Below are 19,255 nucleotides of genomic sequence, written 5' to 3' on the forward strand. Positions count from 1 at the left end.
ACAGAATTACAACATGACTCAATCTAGTTACAACGCAGAGGCCATTGAAGTCCTCAGTGGCCTGGAGCCAGTACGTCGTCGTCCCGGAATGTATACTGATACAACCCGTCCGAACCATCTGGCACAGGAAGTGATCGATAACAGTGTGGACGAAGCTCTGGCTGGTCACGCGAAACATATTGAAGTGATCCTTCACAGCGATCAGTCTCTGGAAGTGATAGATGATGGCCGTGGCATGCCGGTTGATATCCATCCTGAAGAAAAAGTTTCTGCTGTTGAATTGATCCTCACCCGCCTGCATGCGGGAGGAAAATTCTCCAATAAAAATTACCAATTTTCTGGTGGCTTGCATGGCGTCGGGATCTCTGTGGTAAACGCCCTGTCCAAACGTGTGGAAGTTACGGTCCGCCGTAACAGTCAGGTTCACCAGATCGCCTTTGAAAATGGTGAGAAAGTCCAAGAATTGGACATTATCGGCAGTTGTGGCAAACGCAATACCGGAACGAGTGTCCATTTCTGGCCTGATGAAAGCTATTTCGATATTCCCCGTTTTTCAGTCACCCGCTTGACACATTTGTTGAAAGCCAAGGCGGTATTATGTCCGGGTGTTGAAATTGTCTTTAAAGATAAACTGAATGATACCGAGCAGAAATGGTGTTATGCCGATGGGCTGACCGATTATCTGCTGGAAGCTGTCAATGGATTGGTAACGTTGCCGCAAGCGCCATTTGTAGGGGTATTAAGCGGGGAAACTGAGGCTGTTGACTGGGCATTGCTGTGGCTGCCCGAAGGCGGTGAATTATTGGCAGAAAGCTACGTGAACCTGATCCCGACAGTTCAGGGTGGAACTCACGTCAATGGCCTGCGCCAAGGTTTGCTTGATGCCATGCGTGAATTCTGTGAATTCCGCAACTTATTGCCGCGTGGCGTCAAACTTTCTGCTGATGATATCTGGGATCGCTGTGCTTACGTGCTATCTCTCAAAATGCAGGATCCCCAATTTGCCGGACAGACTAAAGAGCGTCTTTCTTCACGTCAGTCTGCGGCCTTTGTTTCTGGTGTTGTGAAAGATGCATTCAGCTTATGGCTGAACCAGCACACGCAGGATGCGGAACAACTTGCTGAAATGGCGATTGCCAGTGCGCAACGCAGGATGCGTGCTGCGAAGAAAGTCGTGCGTAAAAAACTGACCAACGGCCCGGCGCTGCCGGGTAAACTGGCAGACTGTACTGCGCAAGACCTCAATATTACCGAACTGTTTCTGGTGGAAGGGGATTCAGCAGGTGGTTCTGCGAAGCAAGCCCGTGACCGTGAGTTTCAGGCGATCATGCCACTGCGCGGAAAAATCCTGAATACATGGGAGGTTTCTTCGGACGAAGTGCTGGCTTCGCAGGAAGTACATGACATTTCTGTCGCAATTGGCATCGATCCCGATAGCGAGGATCTCAGCCAGCTCCGCTACGGTAAAGTCTGCATACTGGCGGATGCGGATTCTGATGGCTTGCACATCGCAACGCTGCTGTGTGCCCTGTTTGTCCGTCATTTTCCGACCTTGGTGAAACGCGGTCATGTCTATATGGCAATGCCGCCGCTGTATCGTATCGACCTCGGCAAAGAAGTGCATTATGCGCTGGATGAAGGGGAAAAGAACGCCATACTGGATCGTTTAAGCCGTAAGCGGGGCAAACCGAATGTTCAGCGCTTTAAAGGCTTGGGTGAAATGAACCCGATGCAGTTGCGCGAAACCACATTAGATCCCAACACTCGCCGTCTGGTGCAATTGACTATCGACGATGAAAATTATCAGGAAACCCTCTCAGTCATGGATATGCTTCTGGCGAAGAAACGTTCAGAAGATCGCCGTAATTGGCTGCAAGAGAAAGGTGATTCCATCGACATTGAAGTTTAGCGCATAAATGAAAGAGAGCGCACAGGTAGTCAAGACAGATTCTGAGGAAATAAATACATGAGTGAGATAACTCACGATGGTGTGGAGCGCCAGCCGCTTCACAAGTTCACTGAAAACGCCTATTTGAATTACTCCATGTACGTCATCATGGACAGGGCGCTGCCTTTTATCGGTGATGGTTTAAAACCAGTACAGCGCCGTATTGTTTATGCGATGTCGGAACTGGGGTTGAGCAGTAGCGCCAAATTTAAAAAATCGGCCCGTACTGTGGGTGACGTGCTTGGTAAATACCATCCGCACGGGGACGGTGCTTGTTATGAAGCCATGGTTTTGATGGCACAGCCTTTCTCATACCGTTATCCGCTGGTGGATGGTCAGGGTAACTGGGGTGCGCCGGATGATCCGAAGTCCTTTGCGGCGATGCGTTATACCGAATCCCGCCTGTCCAAATATGCTGAATTGCTGCTGAGCGAATTGGGGCAAGGTACTGTGGATTGGGTGCCAAACTTTGATGGCACATTGCAGGAGCCGAAAATGCTGCCTGCGCGCCTGCCCAATATCCTGTTGAACGGCACCACCGGCATTGCTGTTGGTATGTCGACTGATATTCCACCTCATAATTCCCGTGAAGTGGCAAGTGCGCTGATTGCGATGCTGGATAAGCCTGATTTGTCACTTGATGAAGCGATGGAGTACATCAAGGGGCCGGATTATCCGACAGAAGCCGAGATCATCACACCAAAAGAAGATATCCGCAAGATCTACAAAAATGGTCGTGGTTCGGTGCGTATGCGGGCAATCTGGTCGAAAGAAGAGAGTAACGTTGTTATCACTGCCCTGCCACACCAAGTCTCCGGCGCGAAAATTCTGGAGCAAATCGCCAGCCAGATGCGAGCGAAAAAGTTGCCGATGGTAGAAGATCTGCGTGACGAATCCGATCACGAGAATCCAACCCGCCTGGTGATTGTTCCTCGTACCAACCGAGTGGATGTCGAACAAGTGATGAATCACCTGTTTGCGACTACGGATTTAGAAAAAAGCTATCGTGTTAATCTCAACATGATTGGTTTGGATAACCGACCTTCGGTTAAGGGACTGGTTGAGATCCTCAGCGAGTGGCTGGTTTTCCGTCGTGAAACAGTGCGTAACCGACTGAATCACCGTTTGGAAAAAGTGCTTAAGCGTCTGCACATTCTGGAAGGTTTGTTGGCGGCATACCTCAACATTGACGAAGTGATCCATATTATTCGCAATGAAGACGAACCGAAGCCAGTGCTGATGCAGCGTTTTGGCTTAACTGAAACACAGGCAGAAGCGATTCTGGATCTGAAATTACGTCACCTGGCGAAGCTGGAAGAAGTTAAAATTCGTGGCGAGCAGGATGAACTGGCAAAAGAGCGTGACAAACTTCAGGCGATTTTAGGTTCTGAGCGCAAATTAAGTACGTTGCTGAAAAAAGAGATTATTGCCGATGCGGAAAGCTATGGTGATGATCGCCGCTCCCCGTTGAAAGAGCGCACGGAAGCGAAGGCCATGAGCGATCATGACATTCTGCCATCTGAGCCTATTACGGTTGTTATGTCAGAAATGGGTTGGGTGCGTAGTGCAAAAGGGCATGAAATCGATCCGACCGGCTTGAATTATAAGTCAGGCGATAGCTACCGCAGTGCGGTACGCGGCAAGAGCAACCAGCCTGTGGTCTTTATTGATACGACAGGGCGCAGTTACTCCGTTGATCCGCTGGATCTGCCCTCTGCCAGAGGACAGGGTGAGCCACTGACGGGTAAACTGGCATTGCCAGCGGGCGCATCGGTCAAACATCTCCTCATGGCGAAAGAAGATCAGAAGTTCCTGATGGCTTCAGATGCGGGCTACGGTTTTATTTGTACTTTCAGTGATTTGATTGCCAAAAACCGTGCAGGTAAGGCTTTGATTACGTTGCCTGAAAATGCCAGGGTCATGCAGCCGTTGGAGATCAACAATGAACAGGATGATATGCTGCTGGTGATTACTAAAGCGGGTCGCATGTTGATGTTCCCTGTGGCAGATCTTCCACAGCTATCGAAAGGTAAAGGCAACAAAATTGTTTCCATTCCTGCCGCACAAGCCACATCAGGGGAAGATATGTTGGCTTGGTTATTGGTATTGTCTCCGCAATCCTCAATTACGCTTTACTTTGGTAAGCGCAAGTTGCAACTGCGTCCAGAGGACTTACAGAAATTCAGAGCAGAGAGAGGACGCAAAGGCACCGGATTACCTCGCGGATTACAGCGTGTTGAGCGTGTGGAAGTGGAGATGCCCAAGCAATAAGTTAGTCTAATGACAATTTGTTGAGGCAGTAACAGTCTATATCTATCGGTTTTATGCCTTAGAACTGCCCGCAACGCGGCAATCTTAAAACGACAGGTATAAATTATAATAGCGGGTCAGTGTAATACTGGCCCGCGCTACAAGAGGCAACCTATGCTAGCAATCATTCGTGGAATAATTGTTATTTTCCTTTGCATTCTAATCTGTGTTTTCGGTTCTATCTATTGTTTATTCAGCCCGCGCAATCCACGCCATGTTATGACTTTCGGTCATGCATTTGGCAAATTACATAAAGTGTTCGGGATTAAATTGTTAGAGCGTATACCAGCAGAAGCCCGTGAATATAAGCCCGGCATCTATATTGGCAATCATCAAAATAATTTTGACATGGTGACCATGTCAAACGCGGTGCAACCACGTACTGTCACTGTGGGCAAGAAAAGTCTGGCATTTATTCCCTTCTTTGGTCAGCTTTATTGGCTGACGGGTAATATTCTGATCGACAGAGTAAACCGGACAAAAGCACATGGCACCATTTCACAGGTTGTCGAACAGATCAAAAAGAAGCAGGTTTCAGTCTGGATGTTTCCGGAAGGAACCCGCAGTCGTGGTCGCGGATTATTGCCTTTCAAAACAGGGGCTTTTCATGCGGCCATTATGGCAGGTGTGCCTATCGTACCCGTCTGTGCCTCTTCAACACATGAGAAAATAAAACTTAATCGTTGGAATAATGGGACTGTTATTATCGAAATGTTACCCCCGATTGATACCACGAAATATACCAAAGATCAGGTGCGTGAATTGGCAGAACATTGTCGGCAAATGATGCAGGCTAAAATTGATGAGTTGAATAAAGAAGTCGAGAAACTTGATAAGCAAGGTTAGCGTTGATATCGCCCCGTCCGAAGGACGGGGTCTCACGGCGCACCGGATAAAGGATTGCCGGATTGCTACCGTAATAAACACTGCAACAGAACGCTGCGCGTTAAATGTGATGACCTGTATTAGTCACGGCGCTCTAGAATTTCAAAACAATAGCCATGTGAGTTGTCTTCATCTGCATCATGATATTCGGTAAAAACTGAATTCCACTCATCAGGCTCATAATCAGGGAAATGTGTGTCACCAATGACTTCTGCATCAATGTGCGTCAGGTACATACGATTTGCCAGAGGAATGAACTGCTCATAAATCTTTCCTCCTCCCATCACCATGATTTCTTCAACATCACCGGCAGCAGCCAACGCTGCTTCAATGGAGTTTACCCAAGTGACCTGATCATCACTTGCAGGTTGACTGCTAATCACGATATTCAGTCGTCCCGGCAAAGGGCGACCAATCGATTCATAAGTCACCCGGCCCATCACAACTGGCTTTCCGAGTGTATTGCGTTTGAACCAGGCCAAATCACCTGGCAGAGTCCACGGCATGGCATTTTCCATACCGATGACTCGGTCCATTGCCATCGCAGCAATCAAGCTGATATTCATTAAGTCACCTTACAGGAGGTAGTATGAAAATTTTGGACACTATACGGAAAGGGTTACTCTCAGTCGATAAGATTAGCAGTTTTTCAGGACAAATAGTGAGTTCGCATACTAATAGCTAAACCATCCATTATTTAACGTACCAATTCCGAATACACTATCTTACTATGCTACCTCACTGGATGATCGGAGCTATTGGGTAAGACAGTGATTGGGTTTCTTTTCAAGGGAGATTACATTTAAGCGGGATTGACAACCAATTGACCGGCTATTCCCCGATCTGCCATTTCCAGGATCTGGCTGTAATACATATAAGGAAAGTGTTCATAAGAAGGCTGCATCATATTGACCAACAATTCTGCCCGCTGATTAATCCAAACTGTATCTTTCCAGCCATAATCCTCTGGCTCAGGGCGGTTGCCATTAAGGCTGATGACTTTAAACCTTACCCCTTCAATATGGAAAGGCTGAGGTGTTGATGTGGTGATTATCCAACGTTCCCATGCCCCTTGCTGACTGGTGATATCGATCCGGTTCTCATTCAGCAGTGTGCCGTTAATCCCTTGGGAATCGTCCCCTAAAGTAAGCTGGCGACTTCGGATGGATGAACTGACTTGTGGATTATCATCTACAAGCTGCGTAGGCAGTTGATCCGTCACCAATGGAAGCAAACCGCTGGCTTTAAGCGTCAAGACTGTGGTTGAGCGTAGTTTGGTTGAAGGTTCAAACCACCCTTTCAACCGATCCATCACGCCCGCTGATTCTCCCGCAGTAATGGTAACACTCTCCACCTTCGACATGTCTATCAGGATTTCACGACGTTCGCCCGGAGCAAGTGGTAGTTGTTGTGTCACCACAGGTGCAGGCAGTAACCCTTGATCAGTGCCAATCATGTAAAGGGGACTTCCATCACTGAGCTGCAATTCATATCGCCGGGCATTAGAGGCGTTTAATAAACGCAGTCTGACCCAGCCTCTGGCAACTTCAATAAAAGGATTTTCGACACCATTAACCACCAAAGTATCACCGAGAAAACCTTGATTCGCGGGTGGGTTGTATTGTGGTACACCAAAATTATCCAGTCGTTTATCCTGCAAAATAACAGGGAAATCATCAACGCCATAATGTTTGGGTAAAGGCAGACTACGGCTGCTTTCATCTTCCACCAGCCACATTCCGGCCAGACCAGCATAAACATGCCGGGCCATTCGGTTCGGTGTGTTGGCATGATACCAACAGGTTGCTGCGGGCTGAGCTATAGGGATAACCGGTGACCAACTTTCACCCGGTGATATCACGCGAGATGAGCCGCCCATCAAAGTTCCGGGGACTAACAAGCCACCCACCGTCATTGAGACGGGTTCAGACAAGCGGTTGCTATATATCAGTTTGACATCGTCCCCACGACGAACCCGAATAGTTGGCCCTAAATAATGTCCATTAATACCCCAGACCGGAACTTTATTATGCCCGTTAAATGACCAGTGGGCTTTTTGTAGCGTTAAAAATAGAGGCTGTCCACCTCGGGATTCCAATAAGGGCGGAAGCGGCAATTTAGTTTGTTGATTTTTATTGGCCCGAACGGCAAAAGGAAGTGCCCCTAAACACATTGCCAAACCAGAAGCCTGAATAAATTGGCGCCGACTCAGTGACATACTTGCTCCACGATAGGAATAGTCTCCACAACAGGAATAAATAGTTTCCACAACAAGAATAGCAATTCCTATGATTGCTAATTGGATCTAACTCAAATAATTACCGGGATGAATATCCCAATATTGTGGCTATCAGGATTTGTTATTCTATCGATTGCGTTTAATTAAAACGTTAATTTATTGAGCGCAATCATAGCGCGAATAGGGAGGAAATTCTAAAACTATCTTAAATTTATGGTGGAGTACCGAAAGATACTCCGGTGTTACAGATTTACTTCTTCGGTTGAGCGAGCAATGATGCCTGACTGAAATATTTCTTATCTTCCCAACGCAGCATCGTCAATTTACCTCCCCAACAACAGCCTGTATCCAATGCATAGATATTCGCGGGTACTCCCTGACCTTCCAATGCAGCCCAGTGACCAAATGCAATGGAATAGTCTTCAGGAATATTGCGTGGTATATCGAACCAGGGTTTCAGTGGGGCCGGCGCATTTTCGGGTTTAGATTTGCAGAGCATATCCAATTGACCGTTGGGGAAACAATAACGCATTCGTGTCAGTGCATTGGTGCTGTAACGCAAGCGGGCAAGACCACGTAATTCAGGCGTCCAGCTATTCGGCATATCCCCATACATTTCATTGAGAAATAAGGGATAGCTGTCACTGCGAAGAATGGCTTCTACTTCATGGGCACACATTTTGGCTGTGGACAAATCCCATTGTGGTGTGAGTCCTGCATGTGCCATAACCAGCTTCAATTTGTCATCGATTTGCAAAATAGGCTGTTTTCTCAGCCAGTTTATTAATTCATCGATATCCGGCGCTGTGAGTAATTCATCCAACAAATCTTTTGGCTTATTGCGGCTGATTTTGGCGTAGACAGCCAGCAAATGCAGATCGTGGTTACCCAATACCAGCCTGACTGCGGAACCAAGTTGCTTGATGTAACGCAGCACAGCCAGCGAATCAGGGCCACGGGCGACCAGATCGCCCGTCAGCCATAAAGTATCTTTGTTGGAATTAAAATCGACTTGTTCTAATAAGGCGCGTAATTCACGATAACAGCCATGAATATCGCCAATAAGGTATGTAGCCATAATTAATTTATTAGCGTTGGAATTGCCAGTCGGAATACCGGAATATCGGCACGAAACGGATGACCATCGTGATCAATCATCTCATAGTGGCCTTCCATCGTGCCCAGGGGCGTTTCCAGAACAGCCCCGCTACTATAGAGATATTCTGTTCCCGGTAGGATCAAAGGTTGCTTTCCCACAACCCCTTCACCCTGAATTTCTATTTTGTGGCCATTACTGTTAGTAATGCGCCAGTAACGGCTAATAAGTTGCACGGGAGAATGCCCAAGATTACGAATTGATATTGTATAAGAAAACACAAAACGTTGTTGCTCTGGCTGTGATTGACTTTCTACATAAGCACTTTGTACTTGAATATTAATTCTTGGTTCGTTGAGCATAGGTGCCTCCTATTACTGTAACGGATATTTATTGGTTTTCGACAACTTCAGACTGAGACGATAACCAGTTTGCTACCTTACAGTATTGCTCGACAGAGATGTTTTCAGCCCGCGTACCCGGATCAATGCCCAATTCAGATAACTGTTCGACAGAAAGAATATTTCCAAGGCTGTTGCGGATAGTTTTTCTACGTTGGTTAAATGCCTGAGTTGTCACTCGGGCTAACATGCGAATGTCCTGAACAGGATAAGGCATAGTTTTGTGTGGGATCAAGCGCACCACGGCTGAATCTACTTTTGGTGCTGGTGTAAATGCTGTAGGCGGCACTTCAAGGACAGGGATTACCTGACAGTAGTATTGTGCCATCACACTTAAACGCCCGTAGGCTTTACTGCCCGGTCCTGAAACAAGACGATTCACCACTTCTTTTTGCAACATGAAGCTCATGTCAGCGATAGCATCAGTATAGTTGAAAAGATGGAACATCAATGGCGTAGAGATATTATAAGGCAAGTTACCAAACACACGCAGGGGCTGCCCACGCTCTTTGGCAAGTTGGCCAAAATCAACTGTCATTGCATCTTGTTGGATAATTGTCAGCTTATCTTTCAGCTTTGGATGGACATGCAGGCGAGCAGCCAGATCGCGGTCAAGCTCGACGACAGTCATTTTATCCATGCGCTCACCGACTGGCTCAGTCAACGCTCCCAGACCCGGGCCAATCTCTACTACAGCTTGACCCGCTTGTGGGTGCATCGCATCAACAATGCTATGAATGATAAATTGATCGGTTAAAAAGTTCTGCCCGAAACGTTTACGGGCATGATGCCCTTGATGGACTTTATTATTCATTAATGTTTTGTATCATTTTAATTGCTAGATTTAATGCGGTGATAAAACTACCCACATCGGCTTTACCTGTCCCTGCCAGCTCCAGTGCTGTGCCATGATCGACAGACGTTCGGATAAATGGCAGTCCCAATGTGATATTCATGGCTCTGCCAAAACCCTGGTATTTTAGCACGGGTAGCCCCTGATCGTGATACATGGAAAGCACTGCATCCGCATTATCCAAATATTTGGGCTGGAATAGCGTATCGGCGGGTAAAGGACCTTCGAGCCATATGCCTTCTTTCCTCAGACTGTTTAATGCAGGAATAATGACGTCTATTTCTTCCCGGCCCATGTGCCCGCCTTCACCAGCGTGAGGATTCAAGCCACAAACATAGATGTGAGGACGGGGAATACCGAATTTGGTTTTCAGGTCATGGTTGAGAATAGTGACAACTTCCCGCAGAGAATCGAAAGTAATCGCTTTGGGAACATCCAGAAGGGGCAGGTGCGTTGTTGCCAGAGCTACCCGCAATTCTTCTGTTGCCAGCATCATGACCACTTTTGAGCACTGGCTGCGATCGGCAAAAAATTCAGTATGTCCGGTAAAGGATACTCCGGCATCATTAATGACGGCCTTATTGACAGGGCCTGTCACGAGAGCCGAAAACTCCCCATTCAGACAACCATCACAGGCTTTTGCCAGTGTTTCCGTGACATATTTCCCGTTTTCCCGGTTCAGTTCACCCGCAATGGCAGGAGATTGGAGAGAGACGGGGAGGATAGTCAGCGTTCCGGCTGCTTGTGATGGGGCAATGTGCTCAGGAGAATAAGTGTGCAGTTGCAGGGGCAAATTCAGTTGCTTGGCCCGGGAGAGCATCAACTCCGGATCAGCACAGACAACCAATTGGATAGGCCACTCTTTTTGAGCGAGGGCAATCACTAAATCCGGACCAACCCCGGCTGGTTCGCCGGGGGTGATAATGATAGGTTTATTATTTTGCATCTCTACCATCTAGAATTTTCACATAAGCAGTGGCACGCAGTTCCTGCATCCAGCTTTGTACTTCTTCATTGAACTTACGGTTGAACAGCAGACGGTAAGCCCGATCTTTCTGTGCGGCATCTGTTCTGTCAATCTTGCGGCTATCAAGCAGTTGGATCAGATGCCAGCCGAAAGCGGAATGAACAGGCTGACTTATCTCGCCTTTTTTCAGTTTTAGCAACGCATCACGGAAAGCCGGATCATAAGCACTCGGCAAATTCCAACCCAGTTCTCCGCCACGCATGGCTGAACCCGGATCTTCAGAATGTTCTTTCGCTGCTTCTTCGAATGTGATTTTGCCGCTTGCGATCTCTTCTCTGAGTTTCATCAATTCACTGCGAGCTTTATCATCGCTCATTACCGGTGTTTTTTTCAGCAGAATATGGCGGGCATTCACTTCAGTAACAGCGATCGGCATATGACCACCCCGGATATCATTTACTTTCAGAATGTGAAAGCCAACGCCGGAGCGAATCGGGCCAATAATCTGTCCTTTGTTTGCTGACTGGAGCTGTTCAGAGAACAGAGACGGTAACTCCTGAAGCTTACTCCATCCCATATTGCCCCCTTTCAGGGCTTGTGTATCACCAGAATGAGTAATGGCCAGTTTACCGAAATCTACGCCACCCTTGAGCTCAGACAAAATTTTGCTGACCGTAGCTTCTGCTTTTTCTACCTGCTCCTGACTTGGATTTTCCGGCAGAGGGATCAGGATGTGGCTGATATTCAACTCCGTATCCTGATTATTCTGGCTACCCATTTGATTAGCCAGTGAGTCAATTTCCTGTGGCAGGATAGTAATGCGGCGACGTACTTCATTATTGCGTACTTCCGCGATCGTCATTTCCTTACGGATCTGATTGCGGTAAGTCTCAAAATTAATGCCATCTGCGGCCAGACTTTGTTTCAACTGGGCAAGGCCCAAATGGTTTTGAGCGGCGATATCTGTGATAGCAGAATCCAGAGCTTGATCAGGGATAGTAATCTGCATCTGCTTTGCCATTTGCAGAATGATGTCATCCATAATCAGGCGCTCAAGGATCTGGTGGCGAAGTTCCTTCTCATCCGGTATCTGCTGTCCTGCATGTTTTGCATTGAGTTTAACGGATTGTAAGAGGCTGTTGACGTCACTTTCCAGTACGACATCATTGTTAACAACGGCAGACACCTTATTGATTTCTTGTGGTGCTGCCAGAGCGACAGAGTTTACTGAAAACATCAATCCGAGAATGAGCGTTCTCCAGTTCTTCATACATTTCCCATTATATTAAACCCGCCTTGGCGGGGTTATTGTGTATACATTGTGTTTATTGGTATCAGAATGCCCGCTGGTACGGAAGAATGCCTCGCTGCAACATTTTCTGACTACCCAAACTATGATTGTTACTTAAGCCACGAAGTTCAAAATGGAATGACCATTTGTTGTCATATTGACTGCTGCCGAATCGCCAGTTGACGATTTTGCGTTCATAACCCACATTGACTGCCCAGCAGCAAGTGTTGTATTGCAGCCCCACCATCTGGTTAGCAGGTTGTTTCTCTTTGGTGTCGTAGTAATACGCACCGACAAACGCCCAGCGATCAGACAACGGCCAACTTCCTGTGATACCGACCTGAGAAATCCCTTGTTGATAAGCGGGCAATGTCCCGAGCGTGGCCTGAATATAATCACGATCGACAAAACGATAGTTTAACTGCAACAGCCGGTCAGCATCATGATGGTATTCAACGACAGCATTGGCCATAGTCACGCTGCTCAGGCGATTATCATATTGCAGCCCGCCTTTGAGCCCCCAGGAATCATTGACTCTCCAGTGAGCATCTCCTGCCCATGTAGTAGGTCCGGTGCCTTTTTTGTTCCTGATAATATCCTTGCTGCTCGGGGTGGGGTCATTCTCTCCGACACGCGGACGTTCAAAGTAGTAGATTTGACCTACAGACAGGCTAAAACGTTCAACTAAATCTTCATCATAAATGCGGGAAGTAACACCGGCGGTAAACTGATTGGCAGATGAAATGCGATCCAGTCCACTGAAAAAGCGGTCGCGGAACAGGCCGGTATAATCTGCTTGCAGCAATGATGAATCAAAGTTATTTATGTTGTCTTGATTCTTATAAGGCACATAAAGATATTGAACGCGAGGTTCCAGCGTCTGGGTGTAATCCTGATTGAAATGCATGGCGCGCTCAAACACCATCTTCGCATCTGATTTAAACACCGGAAGGACACGGTTAACCGATTTTTCCAATAAGGCATTTCTTGCTTTTGCCTCATCAGAGATATCCTGCTCGTAATGGGTCGCCATCAATTTGAATTCGTTATTGAGGCTGGCCCAACCATTGGAGAGCGGTAGATTAATGGCAGGTTCAAGATGCCAACGTGTTGCATCCGGCCATTGATTGCCTACGCTGGTAAATTTAGCCACTTGTGCATAGGTATGAAAATCAAATGGGCCTAAATCATTTTTATAGTAATTCAGATCCAGTTGAGGAGTAGCCCTGTAGGCTTTTCTGCCCTCACTTGCGGTAAAAATCTGGAATTGCTTGGTTGCCAGTGTGGCATTCCAGTTTTGTTGAGCATAGCCAACACTGAATTTCTGGGTAGCATAGCCGTCGGTACTGGAACCGTACTGTGAAGTATAGTCAGTAAAATAGTTCGGATCACTGACTTTGGTGTAGTCAGCACTGAAACGCCAGACCTGATCCATGACACCGCTATGATTCCAGTAGAATAACCAGCGGTCGCTGCTGTCTCTCTCCGGTCTGGCTTTGAGTTTTTTATCTTCTTCATACAGACGATCATGACCAATCCAATCCAGCGCAACCGTGCCCGTCCCCGCTTTGGTCAGATAGCGGAATTCATTATCCAGCTTGAAACCGCGCATGGTGATAATATGCGGCGTAATGGTGGCGTCATAGTTGGGAGCGATATTCCAGTAATACGGCAGTGTGAATTGGAAGCCGTCTTTATTGGAGAAACTGGCGTTGGGGAGCAAGAAACCTGAACGGCGCTTGTCACCAATCGGTAACTGTAAGTAGGGACTGTAAAACACCGGCACATTGGCTAACCGGAAACGGGCGTTCCAGATTTCCGCAACTTCTTCTTCACGGTCGAGGATAACTTCCGAGCCGACCACACTCCAGCTATCATTACCCGGTAAGCAGGAAGTGAAGATCCCGTTATTCAAGATGGTATAGCGGTTTTCATCACGCAGCATCATCTTATCTGCGCTACCACGTCCCTGACGACCAACCATCTGGTAATTGCCTTGTTCTACATCGGCATCTTTATTGTTCAGGTTAGCCCACGCACGTGGCCCTTTTAAAATGATCTGGGGGTCATCATAGCTGACATTACCTACTGCGGTAACAGTCCGGACGGGGTCTTTATCTTGTGTTTGTTCTAACCGTACTTTATCGGCAGTCAGCGTTTTATTGCCTTGTTGGATATCAACATTACCAATGAAATCAACCGCATTGGGATATTCACCCCGGGTATCATCAGACTTAATGTTAATCGGAATTGTATTGGGATCGCCTGTGATAATCGGCTTATCGTAAACAGGTATGCCCAGCATACATTGTGCTGCAAGGTCAGCATGTGCCTGCTGACTGTAAATTGCTGCCCATACCATTGTGGCCAGCAGAGTGGGATAACATTTATTCATAGATGTTTTATGCGGTTCCGTCATCAGTGGCATCATGCCGGCAAACGCTCAGAGACTAACGCAGTTAATAAATATGCGCCAGAGTAAAGTTTAACTTTGCTTATCTTGCTGTTAGGCACAGAGCTTAATGGATAGTATGATAATGCAAAATTGCGCTCAGGGCATTGGGGAATTGAAGACTATATGCAGTATTGGGGAAAATTATTTGGATTAATATTTGGTATTGCTTCTGGCGCTGGTTTCTGGGGGATAGTGATCGGCGTGTTGCTGGGTCATATCCTTGACAAAGTCAGGGCACGGAATTTGGGTGCGACAAGCAAAGGCCCGACCCGACAACTGCTGTTTTTCCGCAGCACGTTCCAAGTATTGGGGCATTTGACCAAAGCCAAAGGCCGGGTCACAGAGACAGATATCCAGCTAGCCACTCAACTGATGGATAGAATGCAACTGCATGGTGAAGCTCGGGTTTCTGCGCAGAAGGCGTTTCGTGAGGGTAAACAGCCTCAGTTCCCCCTGCGTGAAACATTAAGGCAATTACGTCGTGCCTGCTTCGGGCGTTTCGACCTGATCCGGATGTTTCTGGAAATTCAGTTACAAGCCGCATTTGCTGATGGAGAACTACATCCGAACGAAAGAACAGTTCTGTTTGTCATAGCCGAAGAGTTAGGCATTTCCCGCACCCAATTTGAACAGTTCCTTGCCATGATGGAAGGAGGACGTCATTTTGACGGGAATAATTCCGGTGGACAATATCAACAAAATGGAGGTTATCAAGGCTATGGACAACAGCGTGCGACATTGGCAGATGCCTGTAAGGTATTGGGCGTCAATGAAGATGATGACGCCACAACCATTAAGCGAGCTTATAGAAAACTGATGAGCGAACATCACCCTGACAAACTGGTGGCAAAAGGTTTACCCCCAGAAATGATGGAAATAGCGAAACAGAAAGCGCAGTCCATCCAAGCCGCTTATGATCTCATCAAGAAAGAAAAAGGCTTTAAATAGCATCTATTACATCAGCATTGACGATAAGCGGCATTCATCAAAAATCAGCTTTGCACTCAAAATGCATCGGTGTGCCATAAGCCGGATGAGTAATGAATAGCTCCTGTGCATGTAATTGCAGGCGAGGTGCCAGTTCCCTTGCCTGTGTATGGGCATAGAACCTGTCCCCCAAAATAGGGTAGCCAAGAGCCAGCATATGCACACGGAGCTGATGCGAGCGACCGGTGATTGGAGCCAGCCTGACCCGCGTCGCTTTTACTTCATCTTCCAGAGTTTCATACTCCAGCACTTGATATTCAGTCTGCGCCGATTTTCCTGTTTCAAAACAGACTTTCTGTTTCGGACGATTCGGCCAATCGCAGATTAGCGGCAGATCCACCAAACCTTCTTCCTGTTCCATTTTTCCCCATACCCGGGCGATATAGACTTTTTTCGGTTCACGTTCACGGAACTGACGTTTCAGTTCACGTTCGGCGGCTTTATTCAGCGCAACCACCATGACACCGCTGGTAGCCATATCCAATCGATGTACTGATTCGGCGGCGGGAAATTCAGCCTGTATCCGTGTCATGATACTGTCTTTGTGCTCTTCTGCTTTGCCCGGTACAGAAAGTAATTCACTGGGTTTATTGACAACCATAATGTGCTCATCCTGATACAGCACATATAACCAGGGATCGGTCGGGGGATTATAAGACTCCAGCATAGTAGCTCCAGTTGTGTCGAAGAGAATAATCGGGTAGGACAAAAAATCAGGGGCATTTCGTAGAGAAAGCCCCTGAATTTAAGGCTGTCTATTGATGAGAAACCACCACCAGACGGATAGCATCCAGACGCCAGCTGGCCTGATCAAGATTGAGCATAAGATGCTTATGCTCAGACTCAATCGCGTCCAGCTCATCATCACGAATATTCGGGTTAACCGCTTTCAGGGCTTCCAGACGTGATAATTCTGCCGACAGCGCTTCGTCTGCCTCTTTCTTCGCTTTCTCAATCAGCTCGCGCGCTTGTGCTTCAACCAGCGGTTCTGACTGGCGCAAAATAGTATGAACTTCTTGCTGTACCGCATTGACCAGTTTGCTGGCATTGTGGCGATTGATGGCATTTAGCTGACGGTTGAAACTTTCAAACTCCACCTGAGCCGCCAGATTAGTGCCTTTCAGATCCAACAACAGGCGCACTGGCGTTGGTGGCAAGAAACGGGTCAATTGCAGATGTTTCGGTGCCTGAGCCTCAACAACGTAAATTAACTCAACTAACAGCGTACCGACCGGCAGTGCCTTGTTTTTCAGGATGGAAACAGCACAGCTACCTGTATCCCCTGACAGGATTAAATCCAGACCATTGCGGATGATGGGGTGTTCCCAGCTCATGAACTGGGTATCTTCGCGGGATAGCGCTTTTTCACGATCAAACGTAATGGAACAGCCATCTTTCGGTAATCCCGGGAAATCAGGTACCAGCATGTGATCGGACGGTTGCAGGATAATAATGCTATCACTGTGATCTTCCTGATTAATGCCGACGATATCGAACAGGTTCAAGGCAAAATTGACCAGATCCGTATCGTTATCCTGCGCCGCGATTTTTTCTGCCAGTTTTTGCCCTTGATCGCCACCGTTGGAGTTCATCTCCAGCAGACGGTCACGACCCAGCTCCAATTGCTGTTTCAGTTGTTCGTGATGAGTACGGCATTCTGTAATGAATTCACTGAATCCGGTTTGCTCATTTGGCTTGGCAAGGAAGTTCAGCAGGATTTCATAATACTTGTCATAGATGGGACGACCGGTCGGGCAGGTATGTTCAAAAGCATCCAGACCTTCGTGATACCAGCGCAGAAGAATGGATTGCGCCGTATTTTCCAGATAAGGCACACTGATCCTGATATCACGGCTTTGACCGATGCGATCAAGACGACCAATGCGCTGTTCCAGCAAATCAGGGTTGAACGGCAGATCAAACATAACAAGCTGATTAGCGAACTGGAAGTTACGTCCTTCGGAGCCAATTTCAGAGCAGAGCAGCACTTGCGCGCCGTCTTCTTGAGAAGCGAAATAAGCGGCAGCACGGTCGCGTTCCAGCAGAGACAAACCTTCGTGGAATACGGCACTGCGGATACCTTCACGTTCACGCAGAACTTGCTCCAGTTGCAGGGCGGTTTCTGCCTTGGCACAAATCACCAGCACTTTTTCGTCACGATTTGCCAGCAGGAAACCCATCAGCCATTCCACGCGGGGATCGAAGTTCCACCATGTGGCGTTTTCACCTTCGAACTCCTGATAGATCCGCTCAGGATAGAGCATATCTTTAGCGCGCGTTTCGACCGTCTTTTTGGCACCCATGATTTCAGAAACTTTGATTGCCGTTTGGTACTGGGCCGGCAATGGCAGTTTGATTTCGTGCAGTTCGCGATGAGGGAAACCTTTCACGCCACCACGGGTATTACGGAACAGCAGGCGGCTGGTGCCATGGCGATCCATCAACATGGCGATCAGCTCACGACGCGCATTCTCACTCTCTTCATCCTGATTACTGTTTGCCGCTTTCAGCAGAGGTTCAATATCCTGCTCGCTGATCAGCTCGACGATCACATTTTGCTGCTCATTATTCAGGGTTTCACCGGATAACAACAACGTAACCGCATCCGCAACGGGGCGATACTTCTGTTGTTCATCAATAAATGCCTGATAATCGTGGAAACGGTTCGGATCGAGCAGACGCAGGCGGGCAAAGTGACTCTCTTGTCCTAACTGTTCAGGTGTTGCAGTCAGCAGCAGAACCGAAGGAGTTTGTTCTGACAATTGTTCGATAACCTGATATTCGCGGCTCGGGGCTTTTTCACTCCATGCCAGATGGTGAGCTTCATCCACTACCATCAAATCCCAGCTTGCTTCCAGCAGATGCTCAAAACGTTGCTTATTGCGGCGGACGAAATCCAGAGAACAGATCACCAATTGCTCTGTTTCAAATGGATTATCGCTGTCATGAAGCGCTTCGCTATACCGGCCATCATCAAACAGCGAGAAACGCAGATTGAATCGGCGCAGCATTTCTACCAGCCATTGGTGCTGCAAACTGTCAGGTACGATGACCAGTACACGTTCTGCCCGACCCGCCATCAATTGCTGATGGATAATCATACCCGCTTCAATTGTTTTACCCAGACCAACTTCATCGGCCAATAACACACGAGGAGCGTGACGTTTACCAACTTCATTGGCAATGTGCAGCTGATGTGGGATCAAACTGGCCCGGATACCACGTAATCCACTTTCCGCCAGTCGAAACTGCTCGCTTTGGTGTTTACGGGCGCGGAAACGCAGTGCAAAGCGATCCATGCGGTCGATTTGACCGGCAAACAGACGATCCTGTGGCTTATTAAACGTCAGCTTGCTATCCAGAAAAACTTCCCGCAGGCAGGTATTTTCTTCTTCGGTATCCAGACGGGTACCGACATAGATCAGCAGGCCATTATCTTGCTGAACGTCATCGATCTTGAGTTTCCAGCCTTCATGACTGGTCACGGTGTCACCCAAATTAAACATAACGCGGGTAATGGGGGAGTCATTGCGTGCGTAAAGGCGGTTTTCTCCGCTGGCAGGAAAAAGTAACGTTATCATGCGCGTATCAAGCGCGACGACTGTTCCTAATCCAAGTTCGCTTTCTGTATCGCTTATCCAGCGTTGACCAAGAGTAAATGGCATAAATTTTGGCTCAGTTTTCTGTTAGACAATATTATTTAGGGTTGCAGGGTGGCTGCTTTTGTTGGATATCGATCATCATTGGTTATCGATAGGGATAGTTTTCAATAACATTTTTATGGTCCCCGTTCTTTGAAAACGGAGTCACAAAAGTACCATTG

14 protein-coding genes are annotated in these 19,255 nt (G+C 47.5%); 4 read left to right on the forward strand and 10 right to left on the reverse strand.

Translation table 11 applies throughout. The features are described 5' to 3' along the window. Positions 1-13 precede the first annotated feature (13 nt). From parE to FE394_RS12975, 3 genes are all read left to right on the forward strand, one after another. Positions 14-1,909 (forward strand): DNA topoisomerase IV subunit B, encoded by a 1,896-nt coding sequence (parE, locus tag FE394_RS12965; RefSeq protein WP_319926797.1) that lies wholly within the window; start codon positions 14-16, stop codon positions 1,907-1,909. A gap of 57 nt (positions 1,910-1,966) precedes the next feature. Continuing rightward, positions 1,967-4,219, forward strand: a complete 2,253-nt coding sequence (gene parC / locus FE394_RS12970; RefSeq protein ID WP_319926798.1) for a DNA topoisomerase IV subunit A — start codon at positions 1,967-1,969, stop codon at positions 4,217-4,219. Positions 4,220-4,372: 153 nt separating this feature from the next. Beyond that, positions 4,373-5,104: a 1-acylglycerol-3-phosphate O-acyltransferase gene (locus tag FE394_RS12975; protein WP_319926799.1), complete on the forward strand. Its 732-nt coding sequence runs from the start codon at positions 4,373-4,375 to the stop codon at positions 5,102-5,104. Between the two features lie 119 nt (positions 5,105-5,223). Here the strand turns inward: FE394_RS12975 and folA are convergent, their stop codons facing one another. From folA to lptD, 8 genes are all read right to left on the reverse strand, one after another. After that, on the reverse strand, positions 5,224-5,709 hold the full coding sequence (gene folA / locus FE394_RS12980; protein ID WP_319926800.1) for a type 3 dihydrofolate reductase: 486 nt from the start codon (positions 5,707-5,709) through the stop codon (positions 5,224-5,226). Positions 5,710-5,945: 236 nt separating this feature from the next. Then, positions 5,946-7,361, reverse strand: coding sequence for a cell division protein FtsP (gene ftsP / locus FE394_RS12985; RefSeq protein WP_319926801.1), 1,416 nt, complete (start codon positions 7,359-7,361; stop codon positions 5,946-5,948). Positions 7,362-7,632: 271 nt separating this feature from the next. Next, on the reverse strand, positions 7,633-8,460 hold the full coding sequence (gene apaH / locus FE394_RS12990) for a bis(5'-nucleosyl)-tetraphosphatase (symmetrical) ApaH (RefSeq protein ID WP_319926802.1): 828 nt from the start codon (positions 8,458-8,460) through the stop codon (positions 7,633-7,635). Positions 8,461-8,462: 2 nt separating this feature from the next. Beyond that, complete coding sequence (apaG, locus tag FE394_RS12995) at positions 8,463-8,840, reverse strand: Co2+/Mg2+ efflux protein ApaG (protein ID WP_319926803.1); 378 nt, start codon at positions 8,838-8,840, stop codon at positions 8,463-8,465. Positions 8,841-8,868: 28 nt separating this feature from the next. Then, positions 8,869-9,693: a 16S rRNA (adenine(1518)-N(6)/adenine(1519)-N(6))-dimethyltransferase RsmA gene (gene rsmA, locus FE394_RS13000; RefSeq protein WP_319926804.1), complete on the reverse strand. Its 825-nt coding sequence runs from the start codon at positions 9,691-9,693 to the stop codon at positions 8,869-8,871. Further along, the gene (pdxA, locus tag FE394_RS13005) at positions 9,686-10,678 is read right to left on the reverse strand and encodes a 4-hydroxythreonine-4-phosphate dehydrogenase PdxA (RefSeq protein ID WP_319926805.1); all 993 of its coding nucleotides are present in this window, start codon (positions 10,676-10,678) and stop codon (positions 9,686-9,688) included. The genes rsmA and pdxA overlap by 8 nt, the downstream gene beginning before the upstream one ends. After that, the gene (surA, locus tag FE394_RS13010; protein WP_319926806.1) at positions 10,668-11,969 is read right to left on the reverse strand and encodes a peptidylprolyl isomerase SurA; all 1,302 of its coding nucleotides are present in this window, start codon (positions 11,967-11,969) and stop codon (positions 10,668-10,670) included. The genes pdxA and surA overlap by 11 nt, the downstream gene beginning before the upstream one ends. Positions 11,970-12,033: 64 nt before the next feature. Then, positions 12,034-14,385, reverse strand: coding sequence for an LPS assembly protein LptD (lptD, locus tag FE394_RS13015; RefSeq protein WP_319926827.1), 2,352 nt, complete (start codon positions 14,383-14,385; stop codon positions 12,034-12,036). Positions 14,386-14,568: 183 nt separating this feature from the next. Between lptD and djlA the strand changes: the two genes are divergently transcribed. Continuing rightward, positions 14,569-15,393: a co-chaperone DjlA gene (djlA, locus tag FE394_RS13020; RefSeq protein ID WP_319926828.1), complete on the forward strand. Its 825-nt coding sequence runs from the start codon at positions 14,569-14,571 to the stop codon at positions 15,391-15,393. Between the two features lie 37 nt (positions 15,394-15,430). Here the strand turns inward: djlA and rluA are convergent, their stop codons facing one another. Both rluA and rapA read right to left on the reverse strand, forming a co-directional pair. Beyond that, positions 15,431-16,099 carry a bifunctional tRNA pseudouridine(32) synthase/23S rRNA pseudouridine(746) synthase RluA gene (gene rluA, locus FE394_RS13025; protein WP_319926807.1) on the reverse strand — a complete coding sequence of 223 codons (669 nt, stop codon included), beginning with the start codon at positions 16,097-16,099 and terminating at the stop codon, positions 15,431-15,433. An 88-nt stretch (positions 16,100-16,187) separates the two neighbouring features. Then, the gene (gene rapA / locus FE394_RS13030) at positions 16,188-19,097 is read right to left on the reverse strand and encodes an RNA polymerase-associated protein RapA (RefSeq protein WP_319926808.1); all 2,910 of its coding nucleotides are present in this window, start codon (positions 19,095-19,097) and stop codon (positions 16,188-16,190) included. Positions 19,098-19,255 lie beyond the last annotated feature (158 nt).

This window comes from Xenorhabdus littoralis, from assembly GCF_033949345.1.
GTDB classification, from domain to species: domain Bacteria; phylum Pseudomonadota; class Gammaproteobacteria; order Enterobacterales; family Enterobacteriaceae; genus Xenorhabdus; species Xenorhabdus littoralis.